Genomic DNA, 16349 nt, shown 5'->3' with positions numbered 1-16349 from the left:
ACAAGTTATATTAGGTCATTATTTCTCTGTACAACTTGCGAACAAGCAGTACCAACACAATCAGGAACCCGGCTATAAATCCACCCAGTATCAATCCCTTTAATTTTCCTACCCTTTCTTTCCTTAATGGTAATATAGGCGTATCTACTATCTGTATGATGGGAGTTTCCTGGGACATTGCCATCCGGCTTAGCTCCAGGTTCTTAACTACTTCTGAATACATGGTTAGTAAAACCTGTTGATCTCTCGCGGCGAGCTGTGTACCTACCCTTGCTACATTTCTTGCCGGATTAAGATTTAAATCCTGGCTGGCGGCAACAGAATAAGTTTTTTGGTTGAGCAGCCGTTCAATGGAGTCTGCTTTGAGTTGCAGCAGGTCCACATTGATTTTGGATCTTTTTGTTTTTGTTTGCACATAAAAGTCAGTTGCTTCCCGCACTAATCTTTCAACGAATATTTTGGAGAATTTCTCGTCAGTAGAATTGCACTTAACGGCAATAAAGCTTAGCTTTTTGTCAGGTTTGGCAATACTGAGATTATTTTTGATGATATCCATATAGAGGATATTCAAAACACTGTCCTGCAGCAGTGAAAAGCTACTACGGTTTATGTTAGCGGGGAAGCTGATCTTTTTCAGTTCCGGGCTTTTTGCCCACTTTTCATTGTATTTATTCACCTGTAAATAATAGTCTGCCAGGCTGGTATTTTTTCCACCGATGCCAACAGGAGAAAGCAGGGTTTTTTCTACCATTAAGCGGGACCTGAGGAATTCGAGTATATTATCTCCGGTAAAAACGCCACTACCGGAACCGCCTCCGAGATCGATTCCAAACTGGCTGGCCAACCCTGCATAGCTACTTAACTGACCAGACTTGCTGTCTTCAAGTACAAAGGTCATTTCAGCCACATACTTAACCTTTTGGGTATAGGCATAAGCAAAGCCTAACCCGGCGCCCAGGAGGCCGGATAAGACAATTATTTTCCATTTTGAGAATAAGTAACCTCTCCAGTTTTGAAAAGTTAAGATCAGCCCTTTTAATGAAATTTCTTCATTTTGCTGGCCGGATTGATGTGGAGATGCGTTCATGAGTATGATTTAAGGGCATGCCCTTTTATTTAATTCTATCTAAAATTGTAATAATGATCAACGCGAGCGATGCGAAACCGGTAGTTATCCCAACAGCTTCCTGGCCGGTAAGGCGATGTCCGTCTTTCTTTGCAGGAACATATATTTCAGCTCCCGGCCGTACTTTAGGATAGCGGTTGAAGAACAAAACTTTACTGGTGCTTTTCACTTCGCCATTGGCGTATACGACATAACTTCTTCTTTTCAGGGCACTATTTGTAAATCCGCCGGCACCACGGATATAATCTCTAAATCCAATATTCCTGTCAAAACGGACTTTCTTCGGGAAATAGATCTCTCCAAATAATTGTACTGTTTGCAGTTTCTTAGGGATCTTGATCACATCGCCTTCTTCCAATAGCAGGTCGTATTTAGATCCGGGCTGATCCATGATCTTTTGCAGATTGATACCCAGGAGTTGTTCTTTCCGGGATACAACGTTATGCATTTTGTTTATATCCGTGCTATCTTCCAGTTTATTATAAAATACTTGCAATTTACTATCCAGTAAAGCGCTGTCTGATGCATTAACAAAGGTTTTGCGCAATAATACGGCACCTTCCGCATATGCTTCAGGGCGAAGGCCACCTGCACGTTTTAATACATCTGATATCTTTTCTCTTTTGGAATTGATGGTATAGGCACCGGGATATACTACTTCTCCATCTATTGATACTGAAGCCTGTTCTATATAAGTGGGAGATTTCCGCACTACTACTTCATCAAAGGGTTGTAAAGCATATCCTGCCATGGAGCTGAGATCTGTAGAAAGATCAAACTGTGCAACGATGGAGGTGGCACTATCTCCGGGGTTGTATGTTTTGCCGCGAATCCTGCGGGAAACTTCCACTCTCTGGAGGGAAGCCGCATCTTTAAGCCCGCCCGCCATGAGTATCAGGTCTTCCAGATGTAAGCTATCCACATAATTAAAATAACCTGGTGCATTCACCTGGCCGCTGATTTTTACTTTATAATCTTCCCGAAGGTCCAGTTTGGAATAGATCACTACGCTATCTTCCCGTTGTAAGGCCAGTGTTTGTTTGCCAGACAGTACGTCCTGCACATTAAAGCTGATCCCTGCGGGGGTAAAATCCTCCTTCAGCCTGAAGATGACAGCACGGGGTAATGAGGCTTCTTCTTTTACACCGTCTGCTTTTTTGATCAGATCAACTACTGTCATGTTGTTTTCCAATGCATATTCTCCCGGATGAAACACTGCACCGTTAATAGAAACACGGTTGGTGAAGCGGTTCAAAATAGCATCTATATGAAATTTATCTCCGGACCGTAATTTGAAAGATGGTACCTGGTCCGCAGCAATATTTACTACTTCTCTTTCTTTACTGTTTACACGACTGGCGCGAATTATATCTTTATAGGAATTATCTGTATATCCACCCGCGAAATTCAGGATATCCTGCAGGGTTTCATTGTCTTTTGCTTCGAAAATTGCCGGGCGTTTCACTTCTCCCTCCAATTCCACGCGGGTTTTATAGGGATTTACTTTCACGATATCCTGGTCCTGCAGTACTATATTATTGGTAAGATCTCCGTTGGTGAGAAAGTCATATAGGTCGAAGCGGGCAAGGGGGGCGCCATTGCGGATCACCTGGATATCGCGGAAAGAACCATTTGTATTAGGGCCACCTGATACATAGAGTGCGTTGGCTACAGTAGCCAGGGAAGGCAGGGTATAGGAGCCCGGTCTGTCTATCTCTCCTATTAATAATACCTTAATGCTACGGATGGTACCAAGGGTCATTTGCACGAAAGTGTTACCGGATTTAATGCCTCCATAGATAGTAGCCAGTTGTTTGGTGATACGGGTAGTGGCTTCTTCCATTGTAAGCCCGTTTACGTAAACAGGTCCTACGTAAGGAATGCGGATATATCCTTCGGGGCTCACCTTTAACTTGTGCTGTACTTCAGAGTATCCGTATACATCTATAATCAATTCATCTCCTGCGGCTAAACGATAATTGGGCGGGGTGGCCATCCTGAGATTGGGTTCAAAAGTAAGGTTCTTATTACTAAACAGTTCTGCGCCAAAGACCTTCATTCTGCGTTTATCCTCTACTGACATGGGTTGGATATCACGGGCTGAGAGCGTATTATCATCCACAGTACGTTCCGTATCCCCCTGTCTGGGTGTTTCGGCTGTATTAGCAGCAAATTCTTTTTCCAGATTAAGTGTACGTATTCTGTCTTTCAGTTTCAGTACCTGATCTGCCGGAATGCCTTTTTGCTGTGCATAAGAATCGATCTGATCCAGAGAAACCTTGTTCCGCTTCATTTCCGCCACAATCTGACGAACCTGTTCATCCGTAAGATCTTCTACCTTCATTTGCTGGGCCTTTTGTAAAGAAGGGACCTGGGCAAAGGAACACATACCAATCAACAGGAAAATCTGGAACAATAATATCTTCTTCATGAAAGTTTTAGCTTTTCTCGGAATGTTAGGCCACCATCATAACAAACTCCCTGCCACGCACGGGGTTTGCGTAAAATGATCGGCAAATTTATTAAAAATAACATATAAATGTTAGCGGATTGAAAATCAGGTGCATTATACGCAATAAACTTTTTTCCCAAAAAATAAATCCGGATGGGTGTTTTTCTCGTATATACCCCTACCGTCCAGAGCAAACATATCCGTGAACTAACATTTGTTTAAATTAATATACATTATTACTTAAACGTTATACGCCCCCGGTTAACCAGTTAATGCAAGCCAATAGAAAACTCCCTTTTTGATGCTAGTACCTGATTATGAAATTGTTAATCATGTATAATTTAGCTGTGCAACGAAAAATAATCGTTCAAATTGTTTGGAGTAACGTCTTTTTTTGTTTAAATTAGTATAACAAAACTTAAACAATATGTCATCCGCTGAATTTAACACCCTATTGCTCAGCAATGCTGACTTTCTGAAACCGTTTGCCATTACTTTAACCAAAGATCCCGAATCCGCGAAGGACCTTTACCAGGAAACCATGTTCAGAGCCTTATCCAACCAGGAGAAATACCTTGCCGGCACCAATATCCGGGCCTGGCTGTACACGATCATGCGGAATATCTTTATTAATAATTACCGGCGAAAATCAAAACAACACCTCTGTTTTGATAATTCTTCCAATGACTTTTTGTTGAACACCCAGCAGGTAATTATTGGTAACCAGGCAGAAAGTGGATTACGGGTGAAAGACATTCAGGCCTCCGTACACCATTTACCGGTTATATTTAAGAAACCGTTTGTGTTATACCTGGACGGATTTAAGTACTTTGAAATAGCAGATATCCTGGAAGAGCCATTAGGCACCATTAAAAGCCGTATCCACTTCGCCCGTAAAATGTTGAAGGCCCAAGTTTCCCGTTATTAAAAAATGTTATAAGAGAAATGTAACCCGATCTTCGTTTTAACCCATACTCTCCTTTCCACCATCCCTGACCAACATATGCCTTTTCCGGGTTTTCCGGCAAAAGGGGGAACTGTGTAATTTTTTGAGCGGAATTAAAAAAACGGCTTTACTTTTATGGCCTAACCATTCCTTCCAAAATGTTACCACCCGTTATTTTGGTGAACGAGCAGGACGAACCTGTTGGCACCATGGAGAAGCTTGAGGCGCATCAGAAAGGTTTATTACATCGTGCATTTTCTGTTTTTGTGGTGAACACAAAGGGCGAAATGCTGTTGCAGCAAAGGGCGCAGGATAAATATCATTCCGGCGGGCTTTGGACAAATACCTGTTGCAGTCATCCTTTGCCGGGGGAAGATGACCTGGCTGCTGCGCACAGAAGGTTGATGGAGGAGATGGGATTTGATTGTGCACTCAAAGAGATCTTCAGTTTCACTTACCGGGCAGAGTTTGATAACGGCCTTACCGAGCATGAGTTTGACCATGTGTTCTTTGGTGAATATAATGGGGCTGTATTACCTGATGCGGCAGAAGTACAGGCTACCCGGTATTTATCGCTGGATGTTATCCGGCAGTTACTGGAGGAGGAGCCGGATACTTTTACGCATTGGTTCCACCTGGCGTTTCCGAAGATTGCGGCGTTTATTGAAGAAGAGAAGGGAATTAATACCTTTTGAGGGGGATAGCGATCGTTGATCTGATCACCCTGGAAAACCCCTGCACGTTTTTTGCTATTGTTCCTGTGCCATAACCATATCTACCGATAACCATATTTACTATGTCAATTTCTACACAAAAGGCCGTTCACCTCTCCGGCCTGAACGGTTTCCGGGCCTTAGCGGCCACGGGTGTGGTGATCTCCCACATCATTATCAGCGCTATCACTGAATTTGGATTGAACCCTCACATACTTGGTACTGAACCTAACGGGGAGGCCAAGGGACTGCAATTAGCGGCTTATGGGGTAACTATCTTTTTTGTGCTGAGCGGGTTCCTCATTACTTTCCTGCTGCTGAAGGAAAAGGAACTGCAGCCGGTGAACATCAAACATTTTTATGTGCGGAGGATCCTGCGGATCTGGCCTTTATATTATTTATACCTGGTGATCTGCCTGATCGTGATGTTTGCATTGGCCATGCCCAGGGACTGGACTTCCCTATCGTTCTACATATTTATGGTAGCGAATGTTCCGCTGATCGTGAAAGGAATTAATATTCCCTTGCTGCTGGGGCATTACTGGAGCCTGGGGGTGGAAGAGCAGTTCTATGCTTTCTGGCCCTGGATCGCAAAACAGGAGAATTCCCGCTTGCTGAAATGGGCGGTGGGTTTAACCGTTGGGCTGATCATCCTGAAAATGGTGTTCTGGCAACTGTCTACCCGGCTGGGGATTGATACCCCTTATATTGCTTTGTCTATCACCCGGTTTCAATGTATGATGATCGGGGCGGTGGGGGCTATCTTCTTTTATATGAATAATGGCCGGCTGATCTCCCTGGCCACCAATTTGTTTACGCAGATCATTTGCTGGGGTGTGATCCTTTTTATTATTGCGAACAGGTTCCATATTGCTTCTGTACTGGACCATGAGATAGTGAGTGTGGTGACACTTTTTCTCATTATCGCACAGGTGACCCGTAAAAACAGGATCGTTAACCTGGATAACCCCTTATGTAATTTCCTGGGGAAGATCTCCTTTGGGATCTATGTGTACCATATGCTGGTGATCTTTGCGGTGACGAAGGTGTTGGAGCTGTTGCCGATTGAGAATAACTGGAAGTATGTGTTGCTGACGGTGCTGGTGATGGGCGGGAGTGTTCTGGTGGCGTATGTTTCCTATCAATTCTTTGAAAAACGGTTCCTGGTGCTGAAGCATAATTACAGTGCGGTGAATAGTTCCGATACGGCGGAAAAAACGCCGGAGGTGGTGGTAAGTAAGTGATGAGGGCGTTAAAAGAGAAAGCTTGAGTAATGGGAACGAGGGTTTGCTATCCTCCTTTCCGGAAAGTTGCAGCGGCCTGCTTGATGTAGAGTAGCAGATCATAAGTGGAGGCGTCTTTCATGAACTGGTAGCTGGGCGGGTGGTGCAGCATGAATTGTTTGAGACTGTCTCCTTCCAGACCGGAATACCTGTTCACCAGTTCCGGTGTAAAGAACTGGGTTACGTATTTTTCCTGTTCATATTCCTGTAAGCGCCGTTTGAAGGTCATTTGTTGTTTGTTGTGCTTCAACTTCAAGGCCCTGTAGAATTGATGGATGTTCAGGGCTATTCCCGGGAAGCCCAATATTACTACCTCCTGAAATTTAGGCCTGCGAAAATTAAAGTTCTTCCCGTAGTTCTCACGCAGGGCTATGGAATCTGCCCGGTGTGTTTTTTTTATAATCTCCACACCGGCGAGTTGTACGATCTCTCCGGGTAAATAAATGATGGCCGGCAGAGAGATGGCCCGGAAGGAAATGGGAATATGCCCCGGCGCTTTAAAGAACAGGGTATCCAGGGGGCTTGCGGAAATGCTAAAGTAGCCGTCCCCGTTAGATACGGTGTATATTTTGGATTGAATGTTCTGAATGAATACGCCTGCCAGGGGAAGGGAATCTTTGCCCATGATATTTCCCCGCACGGTTTGTGCGGAGGCGCTGAGCTGAAAGCAGCATAATATTATCAAGAGGAGCCTGTACATAGGGTATGTACAAGATATCCAGTTTAGTTCTAAGAAAAAGTTAATACTTGTCTTTCTCCGCTTTAAGCGCACGGATCATTTCAGAATAACCCATGTTTTTGAGCATGGCGTTGATGGTTTGGGCGATCCGTTTGGCTTTCGTTTCTTCTGTTTTGGCGCTGTCTATCCATTTGGAGAAATAACGCTGGTGCCCGGGAGCGAGGGTTTTGAAGAAAGCCATGGCTTTAGGGTCGTCTTCCATACAGGCCATGAAATCCGCGTTCATCACATAACCTACCTTATCTTCTTCCAACTGCACTTTTACAGATGCGCCCTGGCGTTTACCAATGCCTTTGCGCATGGTGGCGTTTACGGCGATGATAAAATCCCCTTCCCCCATGGGTACAAGTGCTACCTGTTCAATAGGGTAGCTATCCAGGAAACCTTTTACGCGGTAGGACTTCTTTGTGTTGGGTTTGATCTTGTTGGCGATGGCGAAAGGTACTTCGATGATCGTCCAGCCGGTCTTTTCCCCCTGTTGGCCCAGTTTCTTCAGTATGGCGGTGAATTTGATCATATTAACATTAACGGCGGTAATAAGTAGTGGTATCCTGGTGGTAGGCGTAACCTACTTTGCCTTTACGTTTGTCGAACACCCTGTATTCCACAAAACTATCACCTCTTTTGGTATAAATGAGCTGGCCGGCGAGATCTATGCTAAAATCTGAGCGGTTGATCTTTTGGGTATAGATGGGGGTATGGGCGAAGTCTATCACCAGGGAATCCAGGTAGAGGTAGGAGATGCTGAGGTTGGTAAAGCCGAGTTCGCGCATGCTTTGCATGGCGTTGCGGGTATAATCGCTATAATATTCAAATGATTGCATATCCTGGGGGAAGAACCCTCTTTCTTTCCGGTAGCGTTTAATGGCATCGGAAAAATTGATGCTGGGGTGTATTTTTTGCTTTTTCTTCTTTTTGTTGAGGGGCGGTACGGTGATGTAAGTTCCTTCTAATGAGCCACAAGCGCTAAAAAGCATGAGGGTGGCCAGGAGCAGTATGGGGAGCTTTTTCATGGGTACAAATTTAGGGGTTTTAAAACCCGGCGTGTTATTTTTTCGTTAACAAGGCCATTTTCCATACGTTTACCAGCTAAAAACCGCCATTCGCAAAGTTGTGTGTGCGGATGTGAGATGCGTTCCTATCTTTGCATCGGTTTTTCATAGGATATGGTTAAAAATACTTGAGGGCGCTTTTCTAAGCGCTCTTTTTTTATGCCTATACGTTGCCACATTACGCTTGTAAATTTTCAGTTAACATCATCGATATGCATACGTTTACCGGGAAAAAACGACCGTTTACAAAAAGGGTTCTGCAAATGTGATTTGCGCGCCTATCTTTGCATCAGGTTTTTCATAGGATATGGTTAAAAAATACTTGAGGGCGCTTTTCTAAGCGCTCTTTTTTTATGCCCATACATTACTACGCTTGTAAATTTTCAGTTAATAACATCAATACCTATACGTTTACGGAGTAAATCACATCGTTGGCGAAATGCCTTGTGGTATTATGGTTTACGTACCTATCTTTGCATCAGGTTTTTCATAGGATATGGTTAAAAATACTTGAGAGCGCTTTTCTAAGTGCTCTTTTTTTATGCCCATACTTCAGCGACACGTATATGTTAGGTATCCTTCTTACGCTTGTAATTTTTTAGTTAACATCATCGATATCCATACGTTTACCGGATAAAAACGACCGTTTACAAAAACGTTTTAGCAGATATGGTTGGCATGCCTATCTTTGCATCAGGTTTTTCATAGGATATGGTTAAAAATACTTGAGGGCGCTTTTCTAAGCGCTCTTTTTTTATGCCCATACATTAAGCACTTGTAAATTTTCAGTTAACATCATCGATATCCATACGTTTACCGGATAAAAACGATCGTTTACAAAAACGTTTTAGCAGATGTGGTTGGCATGCCTATCTTTGTATCAGGTTTTTCATAGGATATGGTTAAAAATACTTGAGGGCGCTTTTCTAAGCGCCCTTTTCTTTTGACAGATCTCCTCCTTCTACTTTTATATTGCGGCATTGATCTCCAATTGTTTGAAGGAATTTATTTGCAGGTGTTAGTAACCTGGCCGCCGTAATAAGAATGTCTTTAGAATTGATACACCTGATGGCTGCATCTGCTTCAGTACCCTGGATACTTAAACCATTAATGGCTGCATCTTCCACATTATCAAGTATTATGGCCGGCCTTGCTTCCGGCAATTCATGTTCAAAACGTACATTCTGCAAAGTGAGGCCTTTTACATTCCGGGCATATAAACCATAAGCAGGAGGGCCTCCGGGGAGCGGGTCCCAAACCCCGAAATATTCCGCGGCTATTTCCGGTACTACCTTTTTTGCCTGTTCTGCTGTGCCACCGCCGGCATATTTTACATGTACATCTGTAAAGGAGATGTTCTCTAAATAATGCGAACCCATGGCATTCAAGGTGATACAGGAATTCTTCTCTCCTTCTTTAAAGTTCAACTCAAAATGAATATCCGGATGCGGAACGGGTTGTGCTACTACTGTGGCGCGTATGTTGGAAAAAGTCACATTCCTGATAAAAGCCCCTTCCCCTCCGCTGAATCCAATACCAATGGGGCCGGTTACATTCCGCATGGTGATATTGGAGAAATTAAGGTTTTCTATACCTGCCTTTCCTGCGCCGATCTTAATGGCACAGCCATAGGTTTCATAGATCAGGCAGTTGGTGATGGTGATGTTCTGGCTCTGGCCTCCTCCGAAACGGAAAATGGCCCAGCGGGTACTGAAGGAACAATTGGTGATGGTCACAAATTTATTGCTGCCAAAAAGCGCGCAGGCATCATCCTGGCAGAGCACATCACAGTTGATCATGTGTACGTATTCACAACTGTTGAAATGGAAACCATCGTTGTTTTTGTTGACGCGGTTGTAAATGTAGATGCCGTCTATGTGTATATGTTTACACTGGAGTAACCTTACGCAGTGATAAGCACTGGCGAGTAGTTTTGTGTCTCTAAGTGTAAGATCTGTACACTGATAGAATACAGCGAGGTGCGGGCGATCGAAGTTTCCGCCGATGCCTCTTTGCCCAGGGCCGGTATTATCCCCTTTACCATTATAGAAGGCGAGGCCGTTTCCGTCTATGATACCTTTCCCTTCTATGGAAACATTGCTGGCGTTCACGGCATAGAGAAATACAATGTTACCATTGCCTGGCGGTACACCTTTACCTGCGGTGTAATCTTCGCGTTTGGGGCTTCCGAGCAATTTCCCTCCGGCAGTTACATGCAGTGTAACGTTGGATTTCAACTCCAGCGTGGAGCAGATAAACACACCTGCAGGAATAATAACTGTGCCGCCGTTTTGCTGGTGGCAGGCATCGATGGCTTTCTGGATGGCTTTGGTGTTCAGGGTTTTACCGTCCCCGATGGCACCATAATCTTTGATGTTAAAGGTGTCTGTTTTTGCTTTGTCAGCAGCGCTGGCGCTGGAAGTATTCAGTACACCTGCGCCTACGGCAGCAGTAGTGAATACGCCCAACCATTTGCGGCGGGAGATCTCTTTCATAATGTGGAATTGTGTTTACAATTACGCTAAAAGATGTTTCATAAGCCGATAGTATTTTGTCCATTACTTGTATGATCCTGTGCGATTTATGAACTACGGTCCGGAAATAGTATTTTAGGAAAGTTTGTATGTAAATTCTACTTATGGCTCTTCCACGCAGGCATTTTCTCCGGAACATGGGCATCATGGCATCCGGCTTTCTACTCAGTAAATTACCGGCTTCCGGTATCGGCGGTTTTCAATCTGCGCCGCATAATATTCCGGTTTCTAAAAACCTTGATCCCCGTTGGGTGCGTTCTTTGTATCAGCGAGGTAAAGCTACTACTTATACTAAAAGCCGCGATGAGTTAAAATACATCGGCATGCCGGTGGGCGGGATCGGTTGTGGTACTTTGTATCTTGGGGGAGATGGGCGTTTGTGGTTATGGGATATTTTCAATGAAAACCAGGAAGGGGTTGATCCCCGGCAGATCCCATGGCCGGATGCTTTGCATGAAGGGGCGAAAGTGCGTTCCAGGGATGGGGCGAATTATATTGCACCTACTGTGGCTTCTTCGAAATTTATTTTAGATCAGGGGTTTTCTGTGGAGGTATTGGTGAATGGTGTTGCTACTGTTAAACAATTACGTGCGGAAGATTGGAAGGAGGTTACATTTGAAGCTACTTATCCGGTGGCTACGGTTACTTATGCTGATCCTTCCTTTCCGGTGGCTGTGGAGATGAAGGCTTACTCTCCTTTTATTCCGCTGGATGCGGATAATTCAGGGTTGCCGGCTACGGTGTTTTCTTTTTCTGTGCGGAATGTCTCGGGAGCTGCGCTGGAAGTTAAGATACTCGGGTGGCTGGAGAACGGCGTGCGGAAGTTTACGGATAGCGGGGATTTTCGCCGGAATGAAATTGTGCGGAATAGTGTTTCTTCTGGCAATGGCTACCTGCAGCAAAAAGAGTGGGATACTGCTATTACGGCTATCCATTCTTCTTATACTGTTCCTTCTGCGGACAGAGATGCCGGTACAATGTGTTTTGCAGTACTGGATGCTGCTGCTGTTGCTGTTAATGATTTCAGGCATGCTTCTTCTACTGTTGCCTATTCCCATGAGACTGCTACAAGAGCTCAGCTTACGGGGGCATTGCATGTTTACCGGAATATTGCTCCGAAGGCTTCTGCTACTACGACTTTTATTATTGCCTGGCATTTCAAAAACGCCGGTACATTGGAAAAACTGGTAACCGATGCAACTTCCGGTAATTATTATGCTGCCACTTTCAAGGATGCTCTTTCTGTTGCTGAATATATCGCTAAACATTTCAATTACCTCTCTTCTAAAACGCTTGCCTGGCATCGTACCTGGTATGATAGTACACTGCCCTGGTGGTTCATGGAGCGGACGTTTGTGAATATCTCTTGTCTTGCTACTACAACTGCACACCGTTTTGCGACCGGGCGTTTCTGGGCATGGGAAGGTGTGGGAGCTTGTGAGGGTACCTGTACGCATGTTTGGCAATATGCACAAGCCATGGGGCGGATATTCCCTTCCATTGAGAAAGATCTGCGGGAGAGAGTAGATCTCGGGGTTGGCTTTGTTCCTGAAACCGGGATGATCTGGTTCCGGGCAGAGAATGCGAAACATCCTGCTATTGATGGACAGGCGGGTACCGTGCTTCGGTTTTACAGGGAGCATACGATGTCTGCAGACTCTTCTTTCTTAAAACGCAACTGGGCTTCTATTAAAAAAGCGATCACCTTCATTTTTAACCAGGATAAAAATGGGGATGGCATGGAGGATACACCTTTGGAGAATACCCTCGATGCTGTATGGGATGGGGAGATCGCATGGATTGTAGGATTGTGCATTGCTGCTGTACGTGCGGGTGAGGTGATGGCACTTGAAATGAACGATGCTGCATTTGCTGCTCTTTGTGCTAAGTATGTTGCTTTGGGCCGGGGGAATATGGAATCCAGGCTATTCAACGGGAAGTACTTTATTCATCGGCCGGATGCCGTTCTTGGCCGTCAGAAATTAGGTTCTTATAATACCAGTCATATTGATCAGGTATATGGGCAAGCCTGGGCTCACCAGGTTGGGTTGGGGAGAGTGCTGGATAAATCTCAAACTATTTCAGCATTAAAGGCACTCTGGAAGTATAATTTCACGCCGGATGTAGGGCCTTATATCAAAACACATAAAGGTGGCCGGCCTTATGCGCTTGCTGGTGAGGGAGGGATGATCATGAATACGAATCCGGCTAATGAGCCTAAGCCTTATGGGGAAAGTGTTACCTGGCAGCTGGGATACTTCCATGAATGCATGAGTGGCTTTGAGCATCAGGTGGCTGCGCATATGATGGCTGAGGGCATGATTCAGGAAGCATTGGTTCTTACGCGTGCTGTGCATGACAGATACCATGCAGCCAAGCGGAATCCCTTCAATGAGATTGAGTGCAGTGATCACTATGCTCGTGCCATGGCGAGTTATGGGACTTTTATTACGGCTTGTGGGTTTGAGTATCATGGGCCTTCTGGGTTTATCTCTTTTGCTCCGCGAATTTCTGCCTCAGACTTTAAAGCTCCGTTTACGGCTGCTGAGGGTTGGGGGACTTATTCGCAGAAGAGTTCTGCGGTTTCTTTAGCCTCGGAGCTTTCTGTTGGCTATGGGCATTTGGATCTTCAGCGGATTGCGTTAGCTGTTGGGTTTGCTGTGCGCAAGGTATCTGTGACTTTGGATGGGAAGGCGGTAGCCGCTGCTTTTTCGCAGAAGGATGGTAAGATAGATATCGTTTTTTCTGAGAGGTTGCGGGTTGAGGGGGTGTTGGGGGTGAAGGTTTCATAGGAGTATTTGTTGTTTTTGTTGCCATATCTGTTTGTATCATTCCTTTTCTGCTAGTCCCAGGAAGGATGAATCAATAGTTGCTGTGTGTTCGTTTATTGCTTAACGGTCGATTCTCTAAAGTTTGGTCTTAGTGAAATCTGGAAACTTCTGTGTTAATTTTTCATCGCTGGAGGGTGTAGTTATCTTTGTACCTCTGTCTATCAAATCAGCCATTATATTTAAAGAAAGTTTGAGTCTGGCCAATACTTCTGGGTCATTGTGAGAATAATGACTTGATTGAATGGTTTGTGCTTCAGCGGTCAGCATGTTTGATATTTGTTTTTTTTGTGCTTCTATTAGCATCAGCAAGGCGTTATTTTTCAGGTTCAATGTTTTTGCGTGATTTTCCAATATTTTAGCTTCCGCTCTCTTTTTTCTTATAACTGCAACAGTCCAGCTGATTGCGCCAATCAATTTTACCAAGGCAATGCAACTTAAGGATATAATTAGCCAGATAGAACTAGGTTGTGTGGAGGCTATTTGGGTATTTCCGTCAGATCCAAAATCATGAATGGGAATTCCTATGGTTTTTTCTAACTCGTTGGGAATTTTGGTTAACGCCTCAAAGGAAGGCATACCTAATAATCTTATATATCTTATATCATTGGGGCCATTTAGTTCCTTCTGTTTCCTTTTCTTGTTCCTCATAGGGATTTAAATTTGAGAGTAATAGATAAGAAAATTGTGCTACAGCGTTGCAGAGCAAGTGTGTAGCAAACATTTTGTCTGTAGTCATGAACAATCCACTATACAGATAAAATGCATTCGCTAGATGGCGATAAATCTTAGTTGGGATAAATGTTACTCTCGAACACAAAGGAAAAGACGATTGGCAATGTTATTCTATATTCGTTTTCTCTCAAAGGAAAAGCAATGGTATTTTTCTGTCATTAACAAATGGTTAAGAAATTGGAGCTCGCTGCTATAAAGTTAATAAGACAATTTAAACGCATATTTGTAAGCAACTAGTTTTGATAATGCATAAACATGTTTGTCGCCCTTTAATATTATAATATTGTAAATCCATACTATGAAGAATACCATTATTATTTTCTTTTTGGTGATGTCAACAAACTGTTTGTCACAATCAACTACTCAATACCTACTTGATGTTCTTCCGATAATTGAAGGAAGCGTAAAGTATATTGGCATTGAGAAATTAGATAGCCTAAATAGAAACATTATATATGATAGAGGGAAAAGGTGGGTCGTTGATAGTTATAAATCTGCAAATGATGTCATTCAGCTTGATGATAAAGAAAATGGAGAAATAGTACTAAAAGGATATTTCAAGGAAAATTGGGAAGCGACATTTATGACTATAATTGCAGTTGATATATACCAAACTGTTAAGCTTCAATTCAAAGATGGGCGCTATAGATATGAAATAGGAAATATTCGATTTAAGTATAGAACAAGTGGGACAACTATTGGAACAACTTATATTTCTGGAGGATCTTTCGATGTATCTCCTGAAGAGTTCGCTAAGGGGAGGAAAAAGAATGCCCAGAAATTTTTTGTAAAAATTAATAACCATTTGCTTTCTATAATTAACTCTATTACTAATCATATGAAAGAGGATATAAAAGTTAAACAAGATTGGTAACCCCATTTGAATTAATATTAATTTCATACTTTAATTTGTTTGATAACATTTATTTATGAGACAGAAGTTATTACAGGAAATAAATGCTTTGAAAGAGAAGGCAAAATCTAAAGGGAAGAAGGATTTAAAATTTAAAGTGGCTTCTGGAAATGCTTCTTCTTTAACCGAGGTAATCACTACAGAAGAACAGGCCAATACTTTCATGAAATTTCTGAAGGCTTTGTAATCTTGTTCACAAATTCAGCCTGTTCACTGTCAGTGAACAGGTTGAATTTGTGAACAGTGTCTATATAGACTGAAGGTTCTTTATACATACCCAACCGAGCTGAACTTTTTTGCTAAATATCCAATTTTCCCTACATTCGCTCCTTCAGCGAATTGAACCCCTAAGCCCCATAATTCGATACAAACATATTTGTATCCCTGATCTAGCAACCAAAATCCACCGGATGAAAAACTTTGACCCTGAGGATGCATATCCTACATTATTCAAAACCTTTCGTGAAATTCTCCCCGTACTCCTTATGCTTGTCCGGGACTTCATACAACGATCTGTTGCCATTGAATTCAAACAGCATGATGTGATCACTGACGGTGAACAGTTATCTGAATACAGCTATTTCATTATTAGCGGATTGGTGATGTGTTATACTTCGCATGAAAGCAGGAACCTGGTCAGATGGATAAGAGCTGAGAATGATTATGCTTATAGCATGGATATGTTCAGACTCAGGTTTGGCTATGATCCCAGGCTGATCGGTAATATCCTTGTTGCATTGGAGGATACGCTGGTTATCCGGATCAGGCATGAAGATATTAACTGGTTGCAGGATAATAGCGTAGAAATGGGACTCATTGTAAATACCCTTATGACAGCCCATTCGATATTGGATCAGGCGATCCCGCATATTCACATGCTTGCACCTTTGGATAGGTATAAGCAGATGCAAAAGCGGGTATCCTATGATTTAAGCAGGGTGCCTGATATTTATCTGGCGTCCTACCTGGACATTACATTATCTGAATTGAAGACAGTTCGAGAAAGTATACAACAATAATCTAAAAAC

General features: G+C 43.3%; 14 protein-coding genes. 7 read left to right on the top strand and 7 right to left on the bottom strand.

Annotated features, from left to right (window positions below):
- Positions 1-10: 10 nt before the first annotated feature.
- The gene (locus AAHN97_RS22885) at positions 11-1087 is read right to left on the bottom strand and encodes a lipopolysaccharide biosynthesis protein (RefSeq protein ID WP_343304432.1); all 1077 of its coding nucleotides are present in this window, start codon (positions 1085-1087) and stop codon (positions 11-13) included.
- 25 nt (positions 1088-1112) lie between these two features.
- A complete protein-coding gene (locus AAHN97_RS22880) occupies positions 1113-3557 on the bottom strand; it encodes an SLBB domain-containing protein (protein ID WP_343304431.1) in 2445 nt (814 codons plus the stop codon).
- A 448-nt stretch (positions 3558-4005) separates the two neighbouring features.
- Between AAHN97_RS22880 and AAHN97_RS22875 the strand changes: the two genes are divergently transcribed.
- The 3 genes from AAHN97_RS22875 (at position 4006) to AAHN97_RS22865 (ending at position 6481) form a co-directional block, all read left to right on the top strand.
- A complete protein-coding gene (locus tag AAHN97_RS22875; protein ID WP_343304430.1) occupies positions 4006-4506 on the top strand; it encodes an RNA polymerase sigma factor in 501 nt (166 codons plus the stop codon).
- Positions 4507-4682: 176 nt separating this feature from the next.
- The gene (idi, locus tag AAHN97_RS22870) at positions 4683-5219 is read left to right on the top strand and encodes an isopentenyl-diphosphate Delta-isomerase (protein WP_343304429.1); all 537 of its coding nucleotides are present in this window, start codon (positions 4683-4685) and stop codon (positions 5217-5219) included.
- A gap of 101 nt (positions 5220-5320) precedes the next feature.
- Positions 5321-6481 carry an acyltransferase family protein gene (locus AAHN97_RS22865; protein ID WP_343304428.1) on the top strand — a complete coding sequence of 387 codons (1161 nt, stop codon included), beginning with the start codon at positions 5321-5323 and terminating at the stop codon, positions 6479-6481.
- Positions 6482-6527: 46 nt separating this feature from the next.
- On the opposite strand, the gene AAHN97_RS22860 is transcribed toward AAHN97_RS22865, so the two are convergent.
- From AAHN97_RS22860 to AAHN97_RS22845, 4 genes are all read right to left on the bottom strand, one after another.
- Positions 6528-7220 (bottom strand): carboxypeptidase-like regulatory domain-containing protein, encoded by a 693-nt coding sequence (locus AAHN97_RS22860; RefSeq protein WP_343304427.1) that lies wholly within the window; start codon positions 7218-7220, stop codon positions 6528-6530.
- A 40-nt stretch (positions 7221-7260) separates the two neighbouring features.
- Positions 7261-7776, bottom strand: a complete 516-nt coding sequence (locus AAHN97_RS22855; protein ID WP_343304426.1) for a YdeI/OmpD-associated family protein — start codon at positions 7774-7776, stop codon at positions 7261-7263.
- A gap of 7 nt (positions 7777-7783) precedes the next feature.
- Entirely contained in the window at positions 7784-8272 is a 489-nt protein-coding gene (locus AAHN97_RS22850; RefSeq protein WP_343304424.1) for a hypothetical protein, read from the bottom strand.
- Positions 8273-9237: 965 nt separating this feature from the next.
- Positions 9238-10806 (bottom strand): glycoside hydrolase family 28 protein, encoded by a 1569-nt coding sequence (locus AAHN97_RS22845; protein WP_343304423.1) that lies wholly within the window; start codon positions 10804-10806, stop codon positions 9238-9240.
- A 143-nt stretch (positions 10807-10949) separates the two neighbouring features.
- Here AAHN97_RS22845 and AAHN97_RS22840 point away from each other — a divergent pair, with 143 nt between their 5' ends.
- On the top strand, positions 10950-13637 hold the full coding sequence (locus AAHN97_RS22840; protein WP_343304422.1) for a GH116 family glycosyl-hydrolase: 2688 nt from the start codon (positions 10950-10952) through the stop codon (positions 13635-13637).
- A 114-nt stretch (positions 13638-13751) separates the two neighbouring features.
- On the opposite strand, the gene AAHN97_RS22835 is transcribed toward AAHN97_RS22840, so the two are convergent.
- A complete protein-coding gene (locus AAHN97_RS22835) occupies positions 13752-14324 on the bottom strand; it encodes a hypothetical protein (RefSeq protein WP_343304421.1) in 573 nt (190 codons plus the stop codon).
- Positions 14325-14706: 382 nt separating this feature from the next.
- Here AAHN97_RS22835 and AAHN97_RS22830 point away from each other — a divergent pair, with 382 nt between their 5' ends.
- From AAHN97_RS22830 to AAHN97_RS22820, 3 genes are all read left to right on the top strand, one after another.
- On the top strand, positions 14707-15282 hold the full coding sequence (locus AAHN97_RS22830; RefSeq protein ID WP_343304419.1) for a DUF4468 domain-containing protein: 576 nt from the start codon (positions 14707-14709) through the stop codon (positions 15280-15282).
- Between the two features lie 55 nt (positions 15283-15337).
- Positions 15338-15508 carry a hypothetical protein gene (locus tag AAHN97_RS22825; RefSeq protein WP_343304418.1) on the top strand — a complete coding sequence of 57 codons (171 nt, stop codon included), beginning with the start codon at positions 15338-15340 and terminating at the stop codon, positions 15506-15508.
- Between the two features lie 223 nt (positions 15509-15731).
- Complete coding sequence (locus AAHN97_RS22820) at positions 15732-16340, top strand: hypothetical protein (protein WP_343304417.1); 609 nt, start codon at positions 15732-15734, stop codon at positions 16338-16340.
- Positions 16341-16349: the final 9 nt, after the last annotated feature.

Source organism: Chitinophaga niabensis (assembly GCF_039545795.1).
GTDB classification, from domain to species: domain Bacteria; phylum Bacteroidota; class Bacteroidia; order Chitinophagales; family Chitinophagaceae; genus Chitinophaga; species Chitinophaga niabensis_B.
The sequence above is the reverse complement of the archived record's forward strand: the minus strand, read 5'-3'. Positions and strand labels throughout refer to the sequence as shown.

Coding starts and splice junctions, on each gene's coding strand:
- AAHN97_RS22885 (WP_343304432.1), bottom strand. CDS start 1,087: ATGAACGCATCTCCACATCAATCCGGCCAGCAAAATGAAGAAATTTCA.
- AAHN97_RS22880 (WP_343304431.1), bottom strand. CDS start 3,557: ATGAAGAAGATATTATTGTTCCAGATTTTCCTGTTGATTGGTATGTGT.
- AAHN97_RS22875 (WP_343304430.1), top strand. CDS start 4,006: ATGTCATCCGCTGAATTTAACACCCTATTGCTCAGCAATGCTGACTTT.
- idi (WP_343304429.1), top strand. CDS start 4,683: ATGTTACCACCCGTTATTTTGGTGAACGAGCAGGACGAACCTGTTGGC.
- AAHN97_RS22865 (WP_343304428.1), top strand. CDS start 5,321: ATGTCAATTTCTACACAAAAGGCCGTTCACCTCTCCGGCCTGAACGGT.
- AAHN97_RS22860 (WP_343304427.1), bottom strand. CDS start 7,220: ATGTACAGGCTCCTCTTGATAATATTATGCTGCTTTCAGCTCAGCGCC.
- AAHN97_RS22855 (WP_343304426.1), bottom strand. CDS start 7,776: ATGATCAAATTCACCGCCATACTGAAGAAACTGGGCCAACAGGGGGAA.
- AAHN97_RS22850 (WP_343304424.1), bottom strand. CDS start 8,272: ATGAAAAAGCTCCCCATACTGCTCCTGGCCACCCTCATGCTTTTTAGC.
- AAHN97_RS22845 (WP_343304423.1), bottom strand. CDS start 10,806: ATGAAAGAGATCTCCCGCCGCAAATGGTTGGGCGTATTCACTACTGCT.
- AAHN97_RS22840 (WP_343304422.1), top strand. CDS start 10,950: ATGGCTCTTCCACGCAGGCATTTTCTCCGGAACATGGGCATCATGGCA.
- AAHN97_RS22835 (WP_343304421.1), bottom strand. CDS start 14,324: ATGAGGAACAAGAAAAGGAAACAGAAGGAACTAAATGGCCCCAATGAT.
- AAHN97_RS22830 (WP_343304419.1), top strand. CDS start 14,707: ATGAAGAATACCATTATTATTTTCTTTTTGGTGATGTCAACAAACTGT.
- AAHN97_RS22825 (WP_343304418.1), top strand. CDS start 15,338: ATGAGACAGAAGTTATTACAGGAAATAAATGCTTTGAAAGAGAAGGCA.
- AAHN97_RS22820 (WP_343304417.1), top strand. CDS start 15,732: ATGAAAAACTTTGACCCTGAGGATGCATATCCTACATTATTCAAAACC.